Annotated in this window: 17 protein-coding genes and 1 pseudogene; 7 read left to right on the plus strand and 11 right to left on the minus strand. The window is 35.0% G+C overall.

The window, feature by feature from the left end:
* Window positions 1-9: 9 nt before the first annotated feature.
* Window positions 10-837 carry a hypothetical protein gene (locus BN1226_RS02290; protein WP_082041899.1) on the plus strand — a complete coding sequence of 276 codons (828 nt, stop codon included), beginning with the start codon at window positions 10-12 and terminating at the stop codon, window positions 835-837.
* A 149-nt stretch (window positions 838-986) separates the two neighbouring features.
* Here BN1226_RS02290 and BN1226_RS02295 read toward each other — a convergent pair.
* The 10 genes and pseudogenes from BN1226_RS02295 to BN1226_RS02340 form a co-directional block, all read right to left on the minus strand.
* Window positions 987-2,117 (minus strand): annotated as a pseudogene (locus BN1226_RS02295) (HD domain-containing protein); the annotation flags it as partial.
* A 17-nt stretch (window positions 2,118-2,134) separates the two neighbouring features.
* On the minus strand, window positions 2,135-3,451 hold the full coding sequence (gene rlmD, locus BN1226_RS02300) for a 23S rRNA (uracil(1939)-C(5))-methyltransferase RlmD (protein ID WP_044469810.1): 1,317 nt from the start codon (window positions 3,449-3,451) through the stop codon (window positions 2,135-2,137).
* Between the two features lie 7 nt (window positions 3,452-3,458).
* The gene (gene recO, locus BN1226_RS02305; protein WP_044469811.1) at window positions 3,459-4,169 is read right to left on the minus strand and encodes a DNA repair protein RecO; all 711 of its coding nucleotides are present in this window, start codon (window positions 4,167-4,169) and stop codon (window positions 3,459-3,461) included.
* 169 nt (window positions 4,170-4,338) lie between these two features.
* Complete coding sequence (locus BN1226_RS10445; RefSeq protein ID WP_052506675.1) at window positions 4,339-5,472, minus strand: porin; 1,134 nt, start codon at window positions 5,470-5,472, stop codon at window positions 4,339-4,341.
* Between the two features lie 579 nt (window positions 5,473-6,051).
* Window positions 6,052-7,197 (minus strand): N-acetylglucosamine-6-phosphate deacetylase, encoded by a 1,146-nt coding sequence (gene nagA / locus BN1226_RS02315; protein ID WP_044469812.1) that lies wholly within the window; start codon window positions 7,195-7,197, stop codon window positions 6,052-6,054.
* Window positions 7,198-7,206: 9 nt separating this feature from the next.
* Entirely contained in the window at window positions 7,207-8,010 is an 804-nt protein-coding gene (gene nagB, locus BN1226_RS02320; RefSeq protein WP_044469813.1) for a glucosamine-6-phosphate deaminase, read from the minus strand.
* Window positions 8,011-8,107: 97 nt separating this feature from the next.
* Complete coding sequence (gene nanA / locus BN1226_RS02325; protein WP_005758405.1) at window positions 8,108-8,986, minus strand: N-acetylneuraminate lyase; 879 nt, start codon at window positions 8,984-8,986, stop codon at window positions 8,108-8,110.
* 20 nt (window positions 8,987-9,006) lie between these two features.
* Complete coding sequence (locus tag BN1226_RS02330; protein WP_044469814.1) at window positions 9,007-9,879, minus strand: MurR/RpiR family transcriptional regulator; 873 nt, start codon at window positions 9,877-9,879, stop codon at window positions 9,007-9,009.
* A gap of 4 nt (window positions 9,880-9,883) precedes the next feature.
* Entirely contained in the window at window positions 9,884-10,762 is an 879-nt protein-coding gene (locus BN1226_RS02335; RefSeq protein WP_044469815.1) for an N-acetylmannosamine kinase, read from the minus strand.
* A gap of 10 nt (window positions 10,763-10,772) precedes the next feature.
* Window positions 10,773-11,462, minus strand: a complete 690-nt coding sequence (locus BN1226_RS02340; protein WP_044469816.1) for an N-acetylmannosamine-6-phosphate 2-epimerase — start codon at window positions 11,460-11,462, stop codon at window positions 10,773-10,775.
* A 310-nt stretch (window positions 11,463-11,772) separates the two neighbouring features.
* Here BN1226_RS02340 and BN1226_RS02345 point away from each other — a divergent pair, with 310 nt between their 5' ends.
* The 6 genes from BN1226_RS02345 (at window position 11,773) to ruvX (ending at window position 17,828) form a co-directional block, all read left to right on the plus strand.
* Window positions 11,773-12,759 carry a sialic acid TRAP transporter substrate-binding protein SiaP gene (locus BN1226_RS02345; protein ID WP_044469817.1) on the plus strand — a complete coding sequence of 329 codons (987 nt, stop codon included), beginning with the start codon at window positions 11,773-11,775 and terminating at the stop codon, window positions 12,757-12,759.
* Window positions 12,760-12,830: 71 nt separating this feature from the next.
* Window positions 12,831-14,678: a TRAP transporter large permease subunit gene (locus BN1226_RS02350; RefSeq protein ID WP_044469818.1), complete on the plus strand. Its 1,848-nt coding sequence runs from the start codon at window positions 12,831-12,833 to the stop codon at window positions 14,676-14,678.
* 117 nt (window positions 14,679-14,795) lie between these two features.
* Window positions 14,796-15,938: an N-acetylneuraminate epimerase gene (locus BN1226_RS02355; protein ID WP_044469819.1), complete on the plus strand. Its 1,143-nt coding sequence runs from the start codon at window positions 14,796-14,798 to the stop codon at window positions 15,936-15,938.
* A 166-nt stretch (window positions 15,939-16,104) separates the two neighbouring features.
* The gene (rsmE, locus tag BN1226_RS02360; RefSeq protein WP_044469820.1) at window positions 16,105-16,836 is read left to right on the plus strand and encodes a 16S rRNA (uracil(1498)-N(3))-methyltransferase; all 732 of its coding nucleotides are present in this window, start codon (window positions 16,105-16,107) and stop codon (window positions 16,834-16,836) included.
* A gap of 15 nt (window positions 16,837-16,851) precedes the next feature.
* Window positions 16,852-17,409 (plus strand): YqgE/AlgH family protein, encoded by a 558-nt coding sequence (locus BN1226_RS02365; RefSeq protein WP_044469821.1) that lies wholly within the window; start codon window positions 16,852-16,854, stop codon window positions 17,407-17,409.
* A complete protein-coding gene (ruvX, locus tag BN1226_RS02370) occupies window positions 17,409-17,828 on the plus strand; it encodes a Holliday junction resolvase RuvX (RefSeq protein WP_044469822.1) in 420 nt (139 codons plus the stop codon). Before BN1226_RS02365 ends, ruvX begins: the two co-directional genes overlap by 1 nt.
* A 104-nt stretch (window positions 17,829-17,932) precedes the next feature.
* Here ruvX and BN1226_RS02375 read toward each other — a convergent pair whose 3' ends face one another.
* Entirely contained in the window at window positions 17,933-19,717 is a 1,785-nt protein-coding gene (locus BN1226_RS02375) for an ABC transporter ATP-binding protein/permease (protein ID WP_044469823.1), read from the minus strand.
* Window positions 19,718-19,889 lie beyond the last annotated feature (172 nt).

Here is a 19,889-nt window from a genome sequence, read left to right on the forward strand (position 1 = left end):
GAGCGTGCTATGTTTAAACAAGCTCCGCTCCCTTTTATCGGTCAAAAACGAATGTTTTTACAACATTTTGAGAGATTATTAAATGACAACATCCCTAATGATGGTGACGGTTGGACGATTTTGGATGCTTTTGGCGGCTCAGGTTTATTGAGCCACGTTGCAAAACGGCTTAAGCCTAAAGCTACGGTGATTTACAATGATTTCGACGGCTACGCTGAGCGTTTGCAACATATTGATGACATCAACCGCCTACGTCGCCAGATTGCACCATTATTAGCCGAGCAACCAAAACAAAAACGACTAAGCCCAGAGTTAAAAGCTCAGATAATTGATGTTATCAAAGCATTTGATGGTTATATTAATGTGCATGTGCTTTGTTCTTGGTTGTTATTTAGTGGTCAACAAGTAAAAACCTTAGATGAGCTATTTACACAAGACTTTTGGCATTGCCTACGGCAATCAGACTATCCAAGTGCGGACGGCTATTTAGATGGTTTAACCGTAGTGAGCGAGAGTTTCCACACGTTACTCCCTAAATACCAACATGATCCAAAGGCTTTATTTGTGTTAGACCCACCTTATTTGTGTACACATCAGGAGAGCTACGGTCAGCAACGCTATTTTGATTTGATTGATTTTCTACGCCTAATCCATCTAACTCGTCCACCTTTTGTGTTTTTTAGCTCAACCAAATCGGAGTTCGTCCGCTTTATTGACGCAATGATCACCGACCAATGGGACAACTGGCAATCTTTCGCTAATTACGAGCGCATAGCCGTTAAAACATCAACCTCATATAGTGGCAAGTATGAGGATAATATGGTGTTTAAATTTTAAAGCAAAATAAAACGCCCTTTAAATGTGATTTAAGGGGCGTTTCTATTAGCTAAATTTTATCGGATATAACCGATTAAAATGATAATAATGCACTAAACTCAAATTCTCATTTTAAGCGGTTGCTATTCTCAATTTTGGCGGCTGGCTACAGCGAGAAGTTTACGTAACCAGATAATTTTTTCTTCATAGGAAGAAAGAGATCCTGTATTCCCTTCTTTATATTTCCAGTGCGCTGCAACACCTAATTCCGCATCGTCATGCATTTTTTGAGTACGAATTTGTACTTCAATAGGTTTTTCACCTTCGCCAAGTACCACGGTATGAATAGATTGATAACCATTAGGTTTAGGATTAGCAACATAATCATCAAATTGTTCTGGTAGGTGTTTAAAATGGGTATGAACAATACCTAATGCTGTATAACAATCTTGTAATTTAGGAACGATGATACGCACTGCACGAATATCATAGAGTTCGTTAAAGTCCAATTGTTTCTTTTGCATCTTCCGCCAAATACTATAGATATGTTTTGGTCGACCATAAACTTCAGCGCCTGTCATGGCTTCATTTAGATAGTTAGAAATAGTATCGACAAAAGAGGCAATATATTGTTCTCGGTCTAATCTACGTTCATGTAATTTAATCGCAATAATCCGATATTCTTCTGGTTGTAGATTTCGGAAACAGTAATCTTCCAGTTCCCATTTAAGTTGTCCAATTCCTAGGCGGTTTGCCAAGGGGGCATAGATATTAGAACACTCTTTAGCTGCTTCAATTTTATATTGTCTAGGATAGCGTTTTTCTTCGTCCCGGAGATAAATAATTCGTTCTGCTAATTTGATAATTACACAACGGAAGTCATCAACCATAGCGAGTAACATTCGACGAATATTATCGACCTGAGAGTTTGAGTCACTGGTATTAAGCTGACGGATGTTGTTCATTTCCAACACCCCTTTTAATAATTTCCAGATTTGGCTACCAAAATCTTCTTTTATTTGTTCAAGAGTGACGATTTTGGCATTAACAATAGGGAATAACATCGCAGCGAGTAGCGTATCTGCATCCATATTTAGTCCATGCAGAATTTCTACCATTTCCACACCATCACGAAGATACCAATGGCTATTTTGGAAGAGTTGTTGAGCTTTTTCTTGCGTATAGTACCAGGCCTGAACAATCTTTTTTTCTACATCTGTGGTTAATTTTAGACCTGCACACCATTCTTCAATAATAAAGTCTTTCGGGTTTAATAAATGTGATACTCGTACGGCAACCATAGTTCTTCCTTGCTTCGCTATTTTTCAAAAAGCGTAATGCTTTCTAAATGTCCTGTATGAGGGAACATATCAATCATTGCTACTTTATTCATTTTATAGTTAGACTTAATAAGTATTTCTGCATCTCGTACTAAGGTGGCAGGATTGCAAGAAACATAAAGTATTTTATCTGCCTGTAGTTGACATAATGCAGTTAATGCAAAAGCTGCTCCACTCCGAGGAGGATCTAATAACACTTTATTAAAAGTCTCATTTGCCCAAGCTTGTTCTGCAAATGATTGATCTAAATTCGCCCGATAAAATTTGACATTTTTACAATCATTTCGTTCAGCATTTGCTTTTGCTTTCTCTACCATAGCTGAGACACCTTCAATACCAACCACGTTATTCACTCGTTGGCTAATGGGCAGTGTAAAATTCCCCATGCCACAAAACAGATCTAAAACATGATCTTGTTGATTTAGGTCTAACCAATCAACAGCTGTTTTTATCATTTGTTGATTTAAAAGGGTATTTACTTGAATAAAATCACGAATATCAAATTGTAATTTTAAATTATTTTCTAATTCATAATAGGGAAATTGATTCGAAATATTTTCAATGCATTTATCATCCTGTAAGAATAACATTAGATTTTCTTGATGTGCAAAATTAAGCAACAAAGTGCGGTCAGATTTTCTTAAATTTTCACGATAACGCAATAACATTGCTACACCATTATCTGCAGCAACTAATTCTATATGACCTAATTGTTGAGGCTGAGAGAATTGTGAAAAAAGTGCGGTAAGTTTTGGCAATAAATTATTGAGTATAGGTTCAAGCACATCACATTGCTGAATAGCGACAATTTTATCTGAGGATTTTTGACGTAATCCAATTTCTATCTGTTTTGATTTGCTATTGAATAACATACTTAATCGTACACGACGACGATAACCCTCTGATTTACCTATTATCATAGGTTGAAATTCAATTTTTTCTGATTGAAGTTTGCTAAGACGTTTAAATAAAGCATCTTGTTTACTTTGGCGTTGTAGTTCAATGGGAATATGCTGACTTTGGCAGCCCCCACAGATGTGATAATAGCTACAGGTTGGTTTTTGACGGTCTGAACTTTCTTTTAGAATATGTTGAGTAATGCCTAAACCAAATTGCCGTTTTTCTTGAGTGATTTTAAATTTAACCTTTTCTCCTGGCAGCGCATTTTCTATAAACCAGGTTTTCCCTTGTATTTTTGCTACGCCTAAGCCTTGGTAATCTAAATCTAATATATCCACAATTTTTGATTGAGTTGGTGTTTGCAGTTGTGTTTTCGGAGTATAAAGTAAAACCATAATGTTATTATTTTAAATATAAAATATGTTGTGTGAATAATTCTCTGCTTTTCAATGGCTTATTGCCTAAATAAGGTTTTAGCACTATACGTGTAAAACGTTTAGCGGCTTGTAAAACAGCGGTATCATTAAATTGTTGTTGTTCAAAAGCCAGTAATTCACGACCATAAAAAGTGAGATTATCTTTAATAAGTGAAGCAATGAAACCTTTTTCTTCGCGATAACGATAGGTCATATTGGGATCTACCGGTTCACCAGAACCAGCACAATGGAGAAAGTCCACTCCATATCCTAAAGTCTGTAAAAGTTTAAACTCAAATTCACGTAAAGCAGGCTCGACATTATCTTGAGATAATGCAAGGGAGGTTAAACAATGCAAATAATCCTGAAAAAGTTGAGGATAGGATGTCTCATGTTCAATCACCCTTGAGATTAATTCATTGATATAAAACCCACTGAATAATGCTGTTTGTTGTAATGGTAATGCTAATGCTGCAGGTTCCGCTTTTGTTAATGTTTTTAAGCTACCTTTACCAGACCAACGAAGTAATAATGGTGTAAATGGCTGTAAGACTGATTTTAAAGACGAACGTTTTGCTCTAGCACCTTTTGCTAGCACAGTTAAACGACCTGTTTGTTCAGTAAACAGATCTACTAATAAACTCGTTTCACTATAGGGTTTGCGATGTAATACAAAGCCTCGTTGCAGATTTTCTATTGTTTTTCCCTCTTCATTATGAGCTGGCTTATTTTATCAGATTTTAGACAGTAATTTTTAGTTATTTTTGTGAATCAATCATCATATTGACATAAATATAAAAATAAAAAGCCCAATATTTCTATTGGGCAAAAGACATTAGCTATGATGTTTTTTATTAATTATCTTTTTAGAAGAAGATACGAGTACCAAGAGCGATTTTCTTATCGTCATCAATTTTTTGACCTGCTTCTTTAACTTTGAATGAACCGCCTTCAAGGTAGACTAAGAAGTTTTTATTGAATTCATGACCCGCACTTAATACCCAACCACGGAATTTATCGTTGTCAGCATCTCCTTGAGTTTTACCATTACCCCAAATGTAAGTCGCTTGGATAGTATCTTCTGGAGTTAGTTTATATTTTAATGCTGTACGGTATTGAGTTACATCATCATTAATAACATTAGTAGCATAGAATTTACCCCAACCACCAGCTTTAGCTGCTGCTAAACCACGTTTTGATGTTTCAACATGGGCATAGTCAAAACCAAATGTTGTATCAGCATAACCTAATAATATACCTGCACCATGTGATTTCACATTAAATTGATCTGCTTCAAATACGGTTGTTGAAGCTTTAGTTTGACCGAAACCACCGCGAACACCAACTGATACATCACCAAATTTATGATCATAGTAACCTACGATATCAAAGCCAGTACCAGTGCTTGCGCCTTGTCCTGTAGTGGTAGTTGCAATTGGTGCTGTGTTACAAGGTAAAGCAGTACAAGTTGGATAAGTTAAAGTAGTTGAACTTGCTGTTTTTGATTTATTGCCGAAATAGTAGTCAGCACCAATTTTGAATCCATTAAATGTTGCAGATGTGAATTTAATACCTTTGGTCATTTGATCTGGAACTTTGATGATTGTGCCTACTTCGTAGTCAAAGTTTGCATAGTCTAAATTATCACCATGAGTTAATTGACGACCAAATGTTAATTCACCGATGTCTTTATGGAAGATACCACCGTAGGCACGTTTAACATGAAGGCTATCTAATGTATCTGTTTTCGAGAAACGTAATTCTAAAGCTGCTAATACACCATATTTTTCAGTAAATTGGTGAATTGCATCAACACGAAGACGAGTACTTGGGTCACGTAAGTCGGTACGGTTATTTTTAGTATTTTGAAGTTCTAATGTAATACGACCATTAACATCAATTACTGTACCTACTTTACCTTTCTCACCATAGACAACAGTTGCATTTGCTGCTGTTGCTGTTAAAGCTGCGATTGCTAGAGCGATGATAGTCTTTTTCATAATGATACCTTAAGTTTTTAGTTTTAATCACTCGATAATATTTACATATGATTAGTTCATATATATAAGCGTTAAGGAATGGGATAACTCATCCTTGTTATAAAATTTAATGAAATCCCAAAATGGTGTCAAACTATCGAAAATAAAATAAATAATATAAAAAATATAATAAAATCAATAAGATATATATTTTAGATGTGACTGTATTATAAGTTGGCACTTCATTATTCTGTTTTTTTGGAGTTTTCTATATTTATCTTTATGAAAAATATATGTTTTTTTTGGTTTTTTGATTTTTGAATTAATTTGTGCATGATTTTTTAAAAAATGAAATATTTCTCCAAAATGTGAGCTGAATCACTATTTAAATAGGAATTGTTTTTAATTTAGAAAAAAAATTTTTGAAAAAATATGTGTTTATTGGAGGAATAATAAAATTTCTAAATAAAATTAGTGGGCTAGCACTATCATTGGAGTGTGATCTTGATCTTGTTTTAGTAGGCTTTTTAGAAAAGTATAAATAAATAGGTATGATTAATGAAAAACATACCTATTTAAGTTTAAAAAGGGTTGATTACATTATGATAAATAATTTGTTCTGATTCCATTTACAAATGTATCAGTCACTTTAAATTGGTTAGTAAATACAGTTAAATTAGCTATCTTATTAGCTTCAATTGATCCTAATTTATCTGCTACATTAATTGCTCGTGCGGGATATAAATTACACATTCTTAATGCTTCATCTAATGGAATACCAATTTCAGAGACGGCATTTTTTACAGATTCAATCATTGTAATAGATGAACCACTTAATGTGCCATTTTCATCTACACATTTACCATCACGGACATAAATAGGTTTACCAACAAAAGTAAATTCTGTAATGTCAGAACCTGCTGGCGCAATCGCATCGGTGACGATACATAATTTGTCATTTTTAGCTGCTTTAGCAATACGGACATTACCAAAATCAACGTGAAGCCCATCAACGATGATCCCAGTATAAATATCAGAATCTAATACGGCTCCAACAACCCCCATATTGCGACCTGAACTGACAGGAGACATTGCATTATGCAAATGAGTCGCAAAACTTGCACCGTTTTCAATAGCTTGTTTAGCTTGCTCGTAAGTAGCATTAGAATGCCCAATAGAAATTATCATTCCAGCTTTAGCTAGTTCAGGAATATATTCTGCAGTTGGATTTTCAGGAGCTAATGTAAGCTTAGTGATAACATCCGCATTTTTACATAAAAAATCTTTCATTTCAGGAGTAATGACACGAATATACTGAGGTTGGTGAGTCCCTTTTTTCTCTACACTAATATATGGACCTTCTAAGTGTAAACCTAGCGCCTGGTTTTTATGTTTACCAAGATATTCACGCATGATATTAATCGCCAATTTCATATTTTCATCAGATGAGGTAATGAATGTTGGTAAATAACTTGTAGTTCCTGATTTCAAGTTAGTTTTTTGCATGATCTCAAGCGTTTCTACTGTAGTTTGGTCATTAAACATTACGCCACCACAACCATTAAGTTGTAGATCGATAAAACCAGCAGTAAGGTTATGTCCTTTTAAATCAATTTTTTCTATTTTAGTAGGTAGTTCATTTTGGCGAACTACAGCTTTGATTAAATCATTTTCAACAATGACAGCATGATCATATAAAACACAGTCATTAGTGTAGATAACACTATTAGTTAATGCATATTGCATAATGATGTCCTATTTAATACTTTGAATTGCTTCACGTTCTAATTCAGAGAAATATTTCACTGTTTTTACTTTTAATTCTTGAGTTGCAGGCTCATCACATACAATAATTGCTTGTCGATGCATTTGCAATGCCGATATTGTCCATAAATGATTAACGCTACCCTCAACTCCAGCTTGAATTGCCAGGGCTTTATTATGGCCTGTAGCAAGAATAATAATTTCTTCAGCATCTAATAATGTTCCAACGCCAATAGTTAAAGCATATTTAGGTACTTGTGTCATATCATGATCAAAAAAACGAGAGTTCACAATTCGAGTTTCTTCAGTTAATGTTTTGATTCTAGTGCGAGAGCTTAGGGAAGATGCTGGCTCATTAAACGCAATGTGACCATCAATTCCTACGCCTCCTAAGAATAAATTAATTTGACCATAAGCACGAATTTTATCTTCGTATCGTTGGCATTCTGCTTGGTGATCTGCGGTATTGCCATCAAGAATATTGACATTTTCAACAGGAATATCAATGTGATTGAAGAAATTATTAAACATAAAAGAATGATAACTTTCAGGATGCTCTTTAGGCAAGCCAACATATTCATCCATATTGAATGTAACAACATGTTTAAAACTTACTTGCCCTGCCTGATATAATTCTATTAATTTTTTATAGGTTTTTAATGGTGTGCCACCAGTAGGTAACCCTAACACGAATGGGCGGGTAGCAGTTGGTTGGAATTGATTAATTTTATTTGCAATATAATGAGCAACCCACTGACTAGCTTGAGCTTCTGTAGCTAATGGAATAAGACGCATAGAATTTCCTTTATAAGTGTTTTTCAATTAATGAGGCAGACCGATGGTCTGCCCCTATAATTGAACAAGATTGCAGGAACAAACCTGTTTTTTATTATTAAAGATATTTCTGTTTTAATTGTTTTGCGAATGCAATTTTTTCAGCAGTTAACACTGTTGTCATTGGTTCACGGCAGAAACCAGCATCTACACCATCAAGTTTTAATAATTCTTTAATTGTTAGATATAAGCCATTAGATAAAATACCTTCAATTAAATCATTTGTAACATGTTGAATTTTAAGAGCTTCATCAAGTTTACCTGCTTTTGTTAATTCAAAAATTTGACGAGCACGAATACCGTTTACGTTAAATGTTGAACCAATTGCGCCATCAACGCCTAATGAGGTTGCAGGTAACATCATTTCATCGAAACCTGCCCAAATTAGGTGATCTGGGTAAGCTTTTTTAACACGTTCTAACAAATAAAAGTCACCTGCGGTGAATTTAACTCCAATGATTTTTGGATTTTTATAAAGTTCACCAAATTGTTCAACACCAATATTGACACCAGTTAAGAATGGAATTGAATAAACAATCATATTACTTCCAGTTTCAGCGATGATGGTATCATAGTAATGTTTAATCTCGGCAAAGCTAAATTTGTAGTAGAATGGAGTTACTGCAGATAAACAGTCATAACCTAAACTTGTTGCATATTTACCTAGTTCTACAGCTTCTTTCAAATTTACACTGCCCACTTGCGCAATTAGGGCAATTTGATCTTTCGCTTCCTCTTTAGCAATGCGGAAGATTTCTTTTTTCTCTTCTGTTGAGAGCATAAAGTTTTCACCTGTGGAGCCACCAACATAAAGACCGTCAACTTTCATTTTATCAATATTATAACGTACAATTTCACGTAATCCTTGTTCGTTAATTGAGCCATCTTCATTGAAAGAAACGAGTAATGCACTAAAAATACCCTTTAAATTTTTCATATTTTCTCCTGAAAGTTAGGTTATTTAATTCGTTGTTTAAGAATGACATCAACTGTTTTTTGCTTATTATTGATTGCTTTATCAACTTCAGCTTGAACAATTAATGTATAAATAAGATCAAGTACAAATAATTGAGCTATTTTTGTACCAATAGAATCACCTTGTAATTTTCCTTGGCGATTGCCGTTAACCAACACAAAGTCCGCCTCTTGGGTTAATGGAGAACGTAAATTATGAGTAATCGCTACTGTTGTTGCTCCATTTTTTCTAGCAATTTTTAAGGCTTGAACAATTTCTTTTGAGTAACCAGAATGGCTCAAACCAATGACCACATCATTGGGTTTCATTAATGAAGATTGCATATACATAAAATGATTATTTGATGTGGCATCTACTTGTAATCCAATACGCATAAATTTATTTTTTGCATCTTCAGCAGTCACGCCAGAGGAACCCACACCAAATAAAAATAGACGATGGCTTTTGCAAATAGCTTTTACGACTTTTTCTAATTGATTCATATCTAATAAATTAATGGTTTCACTTACCACCGTATTTATTACTGCATGTAATTTGTTAGCAATATCTAATGAGTCATCATTAGCAGTAATATCTGTCTCTAAAACAGTATTATCTTTTGCATCTTTTGTCGCTAATTCAATGGATAACTGAAGTTTAAAATCACTAAATCCTTTAAAACCTAGGGTTCGACAAAAACGAATAAAGGTTGCTTCACCAACACCAAGCTGTTCTGATAATTGAGAAAGAGAGTAGTGTCCAAAATCATTTGGCGAAGCCATTAATTCTTCTGCAATTTTTTTCTCTGTTTTAGTCATACAATGATGTAAGGTATCAATTGTATTCATAATGGATGTTGTATTTATTACCGACATTGAGTTATCCCCTTAATTGATCATTAACCCAGTAAGCAGCTCCAACTAATCCAGCATCTTGCCCATAAAGCGCTTTTGTTAATTCACATTGATAAACAGGAGGCATTTGTTTTAAATATGTTTGTACTAAAGGTAAATAGCCTTCTGCAAGTCCCACACTTCCACCGATAACCACTTTTTGTATATCTAGGCTGATGACTAAATCCGCAACTAAATTTGCAATTGCTTTTGCAGAACGATGAACAAGTGCGGTAGCTTTTTCATCAAAATTTCTGAAACGTTCAAATACTTCTTTGGGTTGACATGGATCTGCCCATTGGCTAGATACTGCTTCAATAGCACGACCTGATGCGACCGCTTCAACACATCCTTGACGTCCACAGCCACATATTGGTCCATTAGGATCAGCTAAACTATGGCCAATATGACCCGCAATACCATGAGGTTCGGTCAGTAATTGGCTATTTAAGATGATGCCGCCTCCAACTCCAGTTGAGACAGTAATGAATGTAAAGTTTTTGATTTCCTTTTGATCTTCCTTTTGATATTCCGCATAGGCGGCTGCTTGAACGTCATTAAGTAAACCAATGGGTTTATTAGTATGTTTTGCTAAACTGGCTTTTAAAGGAAATTCAGCTAAACCACCTAAATTTCGAGGATTAAGTGCAGTTAGCACCCCTTGATTAATAATTCCTGTTGAAGCAACAGCAATATAGTCAAATTGATTTTGATAATGTTTTACTATATTAGCTAATGTATCATGCATTGCATCTACTACATGTTCAGTGGGTGTGGCAAGTTGTATGCGTGAAGAAACTTGACCATTTTCTACAATTGCAGCTGCAATTTTTGTACCGCCAATATCAATTGAAAGACAACGCATAATATCCCCTTTATTTACTTGCTGATTTCACTGCATCCGCAAACCAATTTACAATATGTTCTAATCGAGTTAATGCTGAGCCTACGGTGACTGAATCAGCACCTATTTCGATTGCTTTTTTAGCTAATTCAGGTGTGTTGTATCGACCTTCTGCCATCACATAACAACCAGCAGCTTTGAAATCTTTAACTAATTGATAATCTGGTTCTACAGGCACTGGACCAGATGTATAACCAGACATTGTGCTACCAATAATATCAAAGCCTAATGCTTTACAATGTAGCCCTTCAGATAAGTTAGAGCAGTCAGCCATGGCTAAACAACCTAATTCGTGAATTCTGTTAACCGCAGTTTGCAAGTCAACTGGATGCGGTCGATTAGTACCATCTACTGCAATAATATCTGCGCCAGCGGCTGCAAGCTCTTCAATATCTTTTAAAAATGGTGTAATGCGAACTGGAGTGTCAGGTAAATCACGTTTTACAATTCCAATAATAGGCACTGTAACATTTGGTCGAGTTGCTTTTAAATTATCAATACCTTCAATACGTAATCCTGATGCTCCACCAATTACTGAAGCTTGTGCCATCGCTGCCACGATTTTAGGGTTATCCATTGGACCATCATCAACGGGCTGGCAAGATGCGATAAGTCCATTTTTTATTTGCGATAAAATTGCTTGATGAGTAAGTTTTGACATATAAACTCCATTATTATGACAAAAAAGAAGCGTTTTTTCTTGATTGTCTAAGATACGCTTTTCAATATTTTAGGGCAACATTTTTTATTAAAAATTGTGATATTTATCATTTTTTGAAGAAAAACTTCTATTTTGGGGTTCGGTGATTTATCTTTTATGTGTTGAATTTATTGAGTATTTTTCTTTTTAAGAAAAATACTATTATTTTACCAAAATGTGATGTTTGTCACGGTTATGAAGTTTTACTTCAATTATTATAATAATACGGCTATGGGTATACACATTAATTTATTTACACAGGAGTAATTCTATGAAATTTAATAAAGCGATTCTTGCAGCGACAATTTCTTTAAGTGTATCAATGTCAGCATTTGCGGCAGATTATGATTTAAAATTTGGTATGAATGCAGGTACAACATCTAATGAATATAAAGCAGCTGAATTATTTGCTAAAGAAGTAAAAGAAAAATCAGCAGGTAAAATTGAAGTTTCTCTTTACCCAAGTTCACAATTAGGTGATGACCGTGCAATGTTGAAACAATTAAAAGACGGCGCATTAGACTTTACCTTTGGTGAATCAGCTCGTTTTCAAATTTATTTTCCAGAAGCAGAAGTATTTGCCTTACCTTATGTTATTAAAGATTTTACCTCAGCACAAAAAGCATTGCATGATACACAATTTGGTAAAGATTTAATGCAAAAAATTAATAAGGAATTAGGTGTTACTATTCTTTCTCAAGCTTATAACGGTACACGTCAAACATCATCTAATCGAGCAATTAATAGTATTGCAGATATGAAAGGGTTAAAACTTCGTGTGCCGAATGCAGCAACTAACTTGGCATTTGCTAAATACACAGGTGCATCTCCAACACCTATGGCGTTTTCTGAAGTTTACTTAGCATTACAGACAAATTCTGTTGATGCTCAAGAAAATCCGTTGCCAACAGTCGAGGCACAAAAATTTTATGAAGTGCAAAAATATTTAGCTATTACAAATCATATTTTAAATGACCAACTTTATTTGGTAAGTAATGAAACCATGGCTGATTTGCCAGAAGATTTACAAAAAGTTGTGAAAGATGCAGCAATGAAAGCAGCTGAATATCACACTAAATTATTTGTTGATGGAGAAGCTTCCTTAGTTTCATTCTTTGAAAAACAAGGTGTGACAGTAACTCATCCAGATTTAACTCCATTTAAAGAAGCAATGAAACCTTATTATGAAGAATTTGTGAAGAAAAATGGTGCAACAGGCGAAGAAGCATTAAAACAAATTGAAGCAGTATCTAAGTAATAAATAGTACTTGGCCTATTAATAGATAGATTTAATTAATAGGCCTAATTTCTATTTTTGAGAGGTTTTATATGAAGATTTTCAATAAATTAGAAGAATGGATTGGTGGAGTGATTTTTTTAGTGATATTTGCAATATTAATTGCTCAAATCGCTGCTCGCCAAATTTTTGATGCACCATTGTCTTGGTCAGAAGAACTAGCACGTTTATTGTTTGTTTACATCAGTATGCTAGGAATTAGTATGGCGATTCGTTCTCAACAACATGTTTTTATTGATTTTATTACTAACTTATTTCCAACAAAACTTAAAAAAGTAACAAATAGTTTTGTGCAAATTTTAATATTTATTTCGATCTTAATGTTGGCACATTTTGGTTATAAAAATTTTGTTGAGAATAGTTTTGAAATCGTTTCTTTAGGAATTTCTGAAAAGTGGTTATACGCTTCATTACCCTTTATAAGTATCTTAATGTTTATTCGTTTTATTCAAGCACAAAGTGATAATAAAAGAGAAAATCTTACATATTTAGGCCCTGTCTTTTATCTTGTGTTGGCAGCTATTTTAATTGCTATTTATTTGATTAACCCAGATTTTTATAAAATATTCCGTATTACTAACTATGTCAAATTAGGTGCTGACTCAGTATATGTCGTGTTAGTGGTTTGGTTAGTTATTATGTTTCTTGGCACACCTGTGGGCTGGTCATTGCTTATTGCGACTTTGCTTTATTTTGCTATGACACGTTGGAACGTATCAAATTCAGCCTCTATTAAGCTAGTCGAAAGTTTAAATAGCTTCCCATTGTTATCTGTACCTTTCTTTATTTTAACCGGCATTCTAATGAATTCAGGTGGAATTACTGAACGAATTTTTAACTTTGCTAAAGCATTATTAGGTCATTACACTGGTGGAATGGGACACGTAAATATTGGGGCAAGTTTAATTTTCTCTGGTATGTCAGGCTCCGCATTAGCCGATGCGGGTGGTCTAGGTCAATTAGAAATTAAAGCAATGAGAGATAATGGTTATGATGATGATATTTGCGGTGGGATTACCGCAGCTTCTTGTATCATTGGTCCGTTAGTTCCACCAAGCATTTCGATGATTATTTATGGTGTTATTTCTAACCAATCGATCGCCAAACTATTTGTTGCAGGCTTTGTTCCTGGAGTCCTAGTGACTATTGCTTTAATGATAATGAACTACTATGTATCTAAACGCCGAGGTTATGCAAGAACACCGAAGGCGACTTTAGAAGAGCGTTGTCAAGCCTTTAAAAAAGCAATTTGGGCAGTGTTAACTCCTATTTTAATTATCGGTGGGATTTTCTCTGGTTTATTTACACCAACTGAAGCGGCTGTTATTTCTGCATTATATTCAACCATTATCGGTATGTTTGTATATAAAGAATTAGATCTTAAAGGTTTATTCAGAAGTTGTGTTGAAGCCTTAGCAATTACTGGTGTAACAGTATTAATGGTAATGACAGTAACTTTCTTCGGTGACATGATCGCTCGTGAACAGGTTGCGATGCGTATCGGAGAAATGTTCATGTCAATTGCAGATTCACAACTTATGGTGCTTGTGATGATCAACTTGCTATTATTATTCCTAGGCATGTTCATTGATGCATTAGCACTTCAATTTTTAGTTTTACCTATGTTAATTCCAATTGCCGTACAATTTGATATTGACTTAATTTTCTTCGGGGTAATGACATTATTGAATATGATGATTGGTATCTTAACTCCACCAATGGGAATGGCATTGTTCGTCGTTGCTCGAGTAGGGAATATGAGCGTCAGTACAGTTACTAAAGGGGTATTGCCTTTCTTAATACCAATTTTTATTACCCTAGTGTTAATTACACTCTTCCCACAAATTATTACCTTTATTCCTAATTTGATTATGCCCTAATGCATAAGGAATAATTGAAAATAACATGGTCAACTAATTAGTTTGACTAAAAAAATAAAGACTATTCAGTGTCGTTTGATGAATAGAAGATTAAAACCTAATAAAGAGGTCATTATTATGAAATTCACAAAAACAGCTCTATTTACAGCAATAGCAGCAATGACAGTAACTTCAGCATTTGCTGCACAATACCCTGATTTACCAGTAGGTATCAAAGGTGGTGCAGGTGCATTAATTGGTGATACCGTTTATGTGGGCTTAGGTTCTGGTGGTGATAAATTCTATTCACTTAACTTAAAAGAAAAAGATGCACAATGGAAAGAAATCGCTGCTTTCCCTGGTGGTACCCGTAACCAACCCGTTGCAGCAGGTGTTGATGGTAAACTTTATGTATTCGGTGGTTTCCAAAATACTGATGTGGCAGCCAATCAACTAATTAATGATGTTCACGTTTATAATCCTGCGGACAATTCATGGACTAAAATCCAAACTCGTTCACCTCGTGCCGCAGTAGGTGCTTCAGGTGCTGTGGCAAATGGTAAAGTTTACTTTGTTGGTGGTGTAAACCAAGAAATTTGGAATGGTTTATTCCAAGATGTTAAATTAGCAGGTGGCGATAAAGATAAAGAAAAAACTGTATTTGACCCATATTTCAATTTACGTGCACAAGACTTCTTTTTCTCATCTGAAATTGTAAGTTATGAACCAGCAAATAACATATGGCGTAACGAAGGCTACTTCCCATATGGTGGTCGTGCTGGGGCGGCAGTTGCAGTTCAAGGAGATAAACTATTAGTTGTTAACGGCGAAATCAAAGCTGGTTTACGTACTCCTACAACGGAATTAGGAACTATCGGTAAAGACGGTGTTAAATGGAAACAATTAGGGAAATTACCTGCACCTGCTGGTTATGCTGAACAAGATGGTATCGCAGCAGCAATGGGTGGTTATACCAATGGTTATTACATTGTCACTGGTGGTGCAAACTTCCCAGGTGCTCGTGCAAACTATGCGAAAGGCATTAATGATGCACACCGTACTGGTGGATTGAAAAAAACTTATCATAACGAAGTGTATACTTTAGATGCGAAAAAAGGAACTTGGAAAATTATCGGTAAATATCCAACCAATATCGCAGCAGGTGTGACGATTCCTTATGATAACAAAATTATCTTTATCGGTGGTGAAACAGATGGCGGTAAAGCATTAACTGAAGTTAAAACTGTAAGTTTTGATGGTAAAAACCTAAAAGTTGAATAATATAACCTAAGTGACTTATTTAAGTGTTAAGTGCGGTTGAAATTTTTGAGATTTTAACCGCACTTTTTTTGTCTTTTAGATAAGCTATTAAAAATCAATATTTTGTTCCACCGCATTTTTATTTTTCTGTTATCATAAACTTCCAATATTTTTACTTAGAGAAACTATGCGAATTCCTCGAATCTATCATCCTGAATCTTTATACCAGACGAAAACTTGTTTATTAACTGAAGATGCGGCTAATCATGTTGGTCGTGTGTTACGCATGCAAGAGGGCGAACAACTTGAATTATTTGATGGTAGCAACCATATTTATCCTGCTGTGATTAAGCAAGTGAATAAAAAATCAGTAGCAGTTGAAATTCAAGATTGTCAATTTGACTCTCATGAAAGTCATTTGAAAATTCATTTAGGGCAGGTGATTTCACGTGGCGAACGTATGGAATTTACTATTCAAAAATCTGTGGAATTAGGTGTGAATGTCATTACTCCATTATGGTCCGAACGTTGTGGGGTAAAATTAGATGCAGAACGGATGGATAAAAAAATACAGCAATGGCAGAAGATTGCTATCGCTGCCTGCGAGCAATGTGGTCGCAATGTGATACCTGAAATTCGTCCTATGATGAAATTGCAAGATTGGTGTGCTGAACAAGACGGCATGTTAAAACTCAATCTTCATCCTCGTGCAAAATATTCAATTAAAAATTTACCTGAAATTCCCACGGAAGGTGTTCGTCTACTGATTGGTTCTGAAGGTGGGTTGTCTCCACAAGAAATTGAGCAAACAGAAAAACAAGGTTTTACTGAAGTATTATTGGGCAAACGTGTATTACGCACTGAAACCGCATCTTTAGTGGCAATTACGGCACTACAAGTGAGTTTTGGTGATTTATAAATTAAGAAGACTAAGATGGAATTACAAGATAAGTTTTTAATTGCCATGCCGAATTTACAAGATAGTTATTTTGCTTATTCGGTAATTTATATTTGTGAACATAATGATCAGGGCACAATGGGGCTTGTTGTGAATCAGCCCACAGATTTAAGTGTTGCAGAGCTAGTCGCAAAATTGAATTTCATGATGGCAGATGGTCGTGAATACCCTGATATGTTTGTATTAGCTGGTGGACCAGTAAATATTGAACGTGGTTTTATACTACATACCACTACAGAACAGGATTTTGAACATAGTTATAAAGTGACGGATAATTTACAGCTCACAACCTCTGAAGATGTGATTACCACTTTTGGTACGCTGAAAGAGCCAACTAAATATTTAGTTGCACTGGGTTGTGCAAGTTGGAAGCCTGGTCAGTTAGAGGAAGAAATTTCAGAAAACGCCTGGTTAGTGGTGCCTGCTAATGAACGTGTTTTATTTGATGTACCTTTTGAAAACCGTTGGGCAGAAGCACAGCAATTGTTGGGATTCAAGCCGAGTAGTTTAGTTGCACAAGCAGGATATTGCTAATGAGTTTTACCGCATTAAGTTTTGATTTCGGCACTAAAAGCATTGGTTGTGCGGTAGGGCAGAGTATTACTGGCACAGCACAGGCTTTACCAGCATTTAAAGCACGGGATGGCATACCTGATTGGAATGAAATTGAAAAATGTTTAGAAGAATGGAAGCCACAGGTGATTGTGGTTGGATTGCCACTTAATATGGATGGTACAGAACAACTGCTTACCCTTAGAGCAAAAAAATTTGCAAACCGCTTGAATGGTCGTTTTGGTATTCCAGTAGAGTTACAGGATGAACGATTAACGACAACGGAAGCCCGTTCAGAAATTTTTGGACGAGGTGGTTATAAAGCCTTAAATAAAAGCAAGGTGGATGGTATTTCAGCCGCTCTAATTTTAGAGAGTTGGTTTGAGGAACATATAGAATAACAAGATGTTATGAGATAAAGTGCGGTAGAAAATTTATAAATATCTACCGCACTTTTTTTTTAACAAAAAGGCAGATTCTGATCTGCCTTACTTTGATGCTAAGATTAATTTAATACCCAAGTTTGTGACTGAGGGTTGATAATTAAATGTTGTTTATGATGAGTTTGTAAAGTTGAACGATGGCCAACACTGATAATTGTTGTGTTTGGTAGTTCTGCTTTTAACAAACGATACATTGCATCTTCCAGCCCCTCATCCATACTTGCAGTGGCTTCATCTAAGAACGCTACCTTGGGTTGATATATTAATACTCGAGCAAAGGAAAGTCGTTGCTGTTCACCTAATGAAAGTTCTCTTGTCCAATCATTTTGCTGCTCTAAACGATCAATTAAATGACCTAATTGTACTTTCTGCATGATTTCCGTCGTTTTTTCAATGTCCACTTCTTTAGGTGCTACTTCGGGATAGAATAATGCATCAATTAAGCGACCTTGTGGTAAATAAGGTTTTTGCGATAAGAATAATGCTTGATGCTGTGGAGAATGTACGGAACCCTCAGCATATGGCCATAAACCTGCAACAGTACGTAATAAAGTGGTTTTCCCTGCACCAGAAGGCCCTTTAATTAATATTGTAGAACCCTGTGCTAGGGTTAAATTGATATCTTTAATTAATGCATCACCAGTTGGTTTATTGATCGTTAAATTTTCAAATATAACAGTACCTTCGCTATCTTCAATCTGTGTTTTAGAAGTTTGATTTGCTTGGCTGATTGCTGCATGGAAACCTGTTAAACGGTCTAATACAGCACGATATCTAGTGAAATCATCATACGAGTTGCGGAAGAATGATAAAGCAGATTGAACTCTTCCAAATGACTGTGCTGTTTGTATTAAATCTCCAAGTTGAATTTGTTTACTAAAGTAACGAGATGCTTGAATAAGGAAAGGAAATATCACTGATACTTGTGAAACCATCACATTAAAACCTGATAGTTTTAAGGTGCGGTAAATCATTTGCCATACATTTTCAATAACTTGGCTGAATTGTTTGCCTAGTACTACTTTTTCCATCCGTTCACCACGGAAGAACGCAATGCTTTCAGCATATTCTTTTAGACGAATTAAAGAATAACGATAATTTGCATTGAGGCGTTCATTAGCAAAGTTTAACTGAATTAATGGTCGACCAATTTTGAAAGCAAATACACTGCTGATTAATACATAGATGAATACTAAATATACCATCGCATGAGGAATGGTGAAACCTGCGATGCTCATTGGCCCCGCTAATCCCCATAGGATAGAGGTAAAGGCGACAATGGATACTACTGAAGAAATCACTCCTGTAGCAAAATCAATAGAATCAGTAACAAATGAAAGCACGTCTTGTTGAATACGTTGATCAGGGTTATCTAATTGATTATAAACATATTGTGTTTTGTAATAAGCTTGATTGTTTGTCCATTTATTTACCATTGAATCGTTTAACCATGTACGCCATTGAATAATGAAACGTTGAGTCAGGTAGTAGGTTAATAGGATATTGGCAATATGTACAGTAGCTAATACAGAGAAGACAGCCAGTTGAATCCAAAACACTTTTTCATTTGATTCTTGCAAGGCATTGTATAAGGCTTTATACCATTCTGAAAATAAAATATCTAAGCGAACGGAGAGCAAGTTAAAGAAAACAATAACTGTAAAATAAATAAGTGGTCTTAAACTACGTTTCGGTGATAAATAGCTTGCTGAGAGTGCCCAAAATTGTCTAGCCCAACGGGTGGTCTTGATTAAAATATAGACGGTTAATGAAAATATAACTGCCGTTATCCCAATGGCTTTTATAATCCAAAGTAATGAAGTCAGTAATTCTTCAGAATAATTCATTATCTTTCCTACAATAAGTGAAAATAAATCGCTATTTTTGAGCAAATTCTATGATTTAGCAAGAAAAATGTTATTTGGCCGAGATTTTTAGCGAATATTTGAGGCGTATCAAATTCTTAGAAAACTTCTTTGCTATAATAACCAACAGTTAAAAATTAACCCAAGGTAGGTA

Origin of the sequence: Mannheimia massilioguelmaensis (assembly GCF_000940515.1) — a bacterium.
Taxonomy (GTDB): Bacteria; Pseudomonadota; Gammaproteobacteria; order Enterobacterales; family Pasteurellaceae; genus Basfia; species Basfia bettyae.

What these genes read in the sequence shown, in the direction of transcription:
- BN1226_RS02290 (WP_082041899.1), top strand. Translation starts at nt 10, where the DNA reads ATGTTTAAACAAGCTCCGCTCCCTTTTATCGGTCAAAAACGAATGTTT.
- rlmD (WP_044469810.1), bottom strand. Translation starts at nt 3,451, where the DNA reads ATGGTTTTACTTTATACTCCGAAAACACAACTGCAAACACCAACTCAA.
- BN1226_RS10445 (WP_052506675.1), bottom strand. Translation starts at nt 5,472, where the DNA reads ATGAAAAAGACTATCATCGCTCTAGCAATCGCAGCTTTAACAGCAACA.
- nagA (WP_044469812.1), bottom strand. Translation starts at nt 7,197, where the DNA reads ATGCAATATGCATTAACTAATAGTGTTATCTACACTAATGACTGTGTT.
- nagB (WP_044469813.1), bottom strand. Translation starts at nt 8,010, where the DNA reads ATGCGTCTTATTCCATTAGCTACAGAAGCTCAAGCTAGTCAGTGGGTT.
- nanA (WP_005758405.1), bottom strand. Translation starts at nt 8,986, where the DNA reads ATGAAAAATTTAAAGGGTATTTTTAGTGCATTACTCGTTTCTTTCAAT.
- BN1226_RS02330 (WP_044469814.1), bottom strand. Translation starts at nt 9,879, where the DNA reads ATGTCGGTAATAAATACAACATCCATTATGAATACAATTGATACCTTA.
- BN1226_RS02335 (WP_044469815.1), bottom strand. Translation starts at nt 10,762, where the DNA reads ATGCGTTGTCTTTCAATTGATATTGGCGGTACAAAAATTGCAGCTGCA.
- BN1226_RS02340 (WP_044469816.1), bottom strand. Translation starts at nt 11,462, where the DNA reads ATGTCAAAACTTACTCATCAAGCAATTTTATCGCAAATAAAAAATGGA.
- BN1226_RS02345 (WP_044469817.1), top strand. Translation starts at nt 11,773, where the DNA reads ATGAAATTTAATAAAGCGATTCTTGCAGCGACAATTTCTTTAAGTGTA.
- BN1226_RS02350 (WP_044469818.1), top strand. Translation starts at nt 12,831, where the DNA reads ATGAAGATTTTCAATAAATTAGAAGAATGGATTGGTGGAGTGATTTTT.
- BN1226_RS02355 (WP_044469819.1), top strand. Translation starts at nt 14,796, where the DNA reads ATGAAATTCACAAAAACAGCTCTATTTACAGCAATAGCAGCAATGACA.
- rsmE (WP_044469820.1), top strand. Translation starts at nt 16,105, where the DNA reads ATGCGAATTCCTCGAATCTATCATCCTGAATCTTTATACCAGACGAAA.
- BN1226_RS02365 (WP_044469821.1), top strand. Translation starts at nt 16,852, where the DNA reads ATGGAATTACAAGATAAGTTTTTAATTGCCATGCCGAATTTACAAGAT.
- ruvX (WP_044469822.1), top strand. Translation starts at nt 17,409, where the DNA reads ATGAGTTTTACCGCATTAAGTTTTGATTTCGGCACTAAAAGCATTGGT.
- BN1226_RS02375 (WP_044469823.1), bottom strand. Translation starts at nt 19,717, where the DNA reads ATGAATTATTCTGAAGAATTACTGACTTCATTACTTTGGATTATAAAA.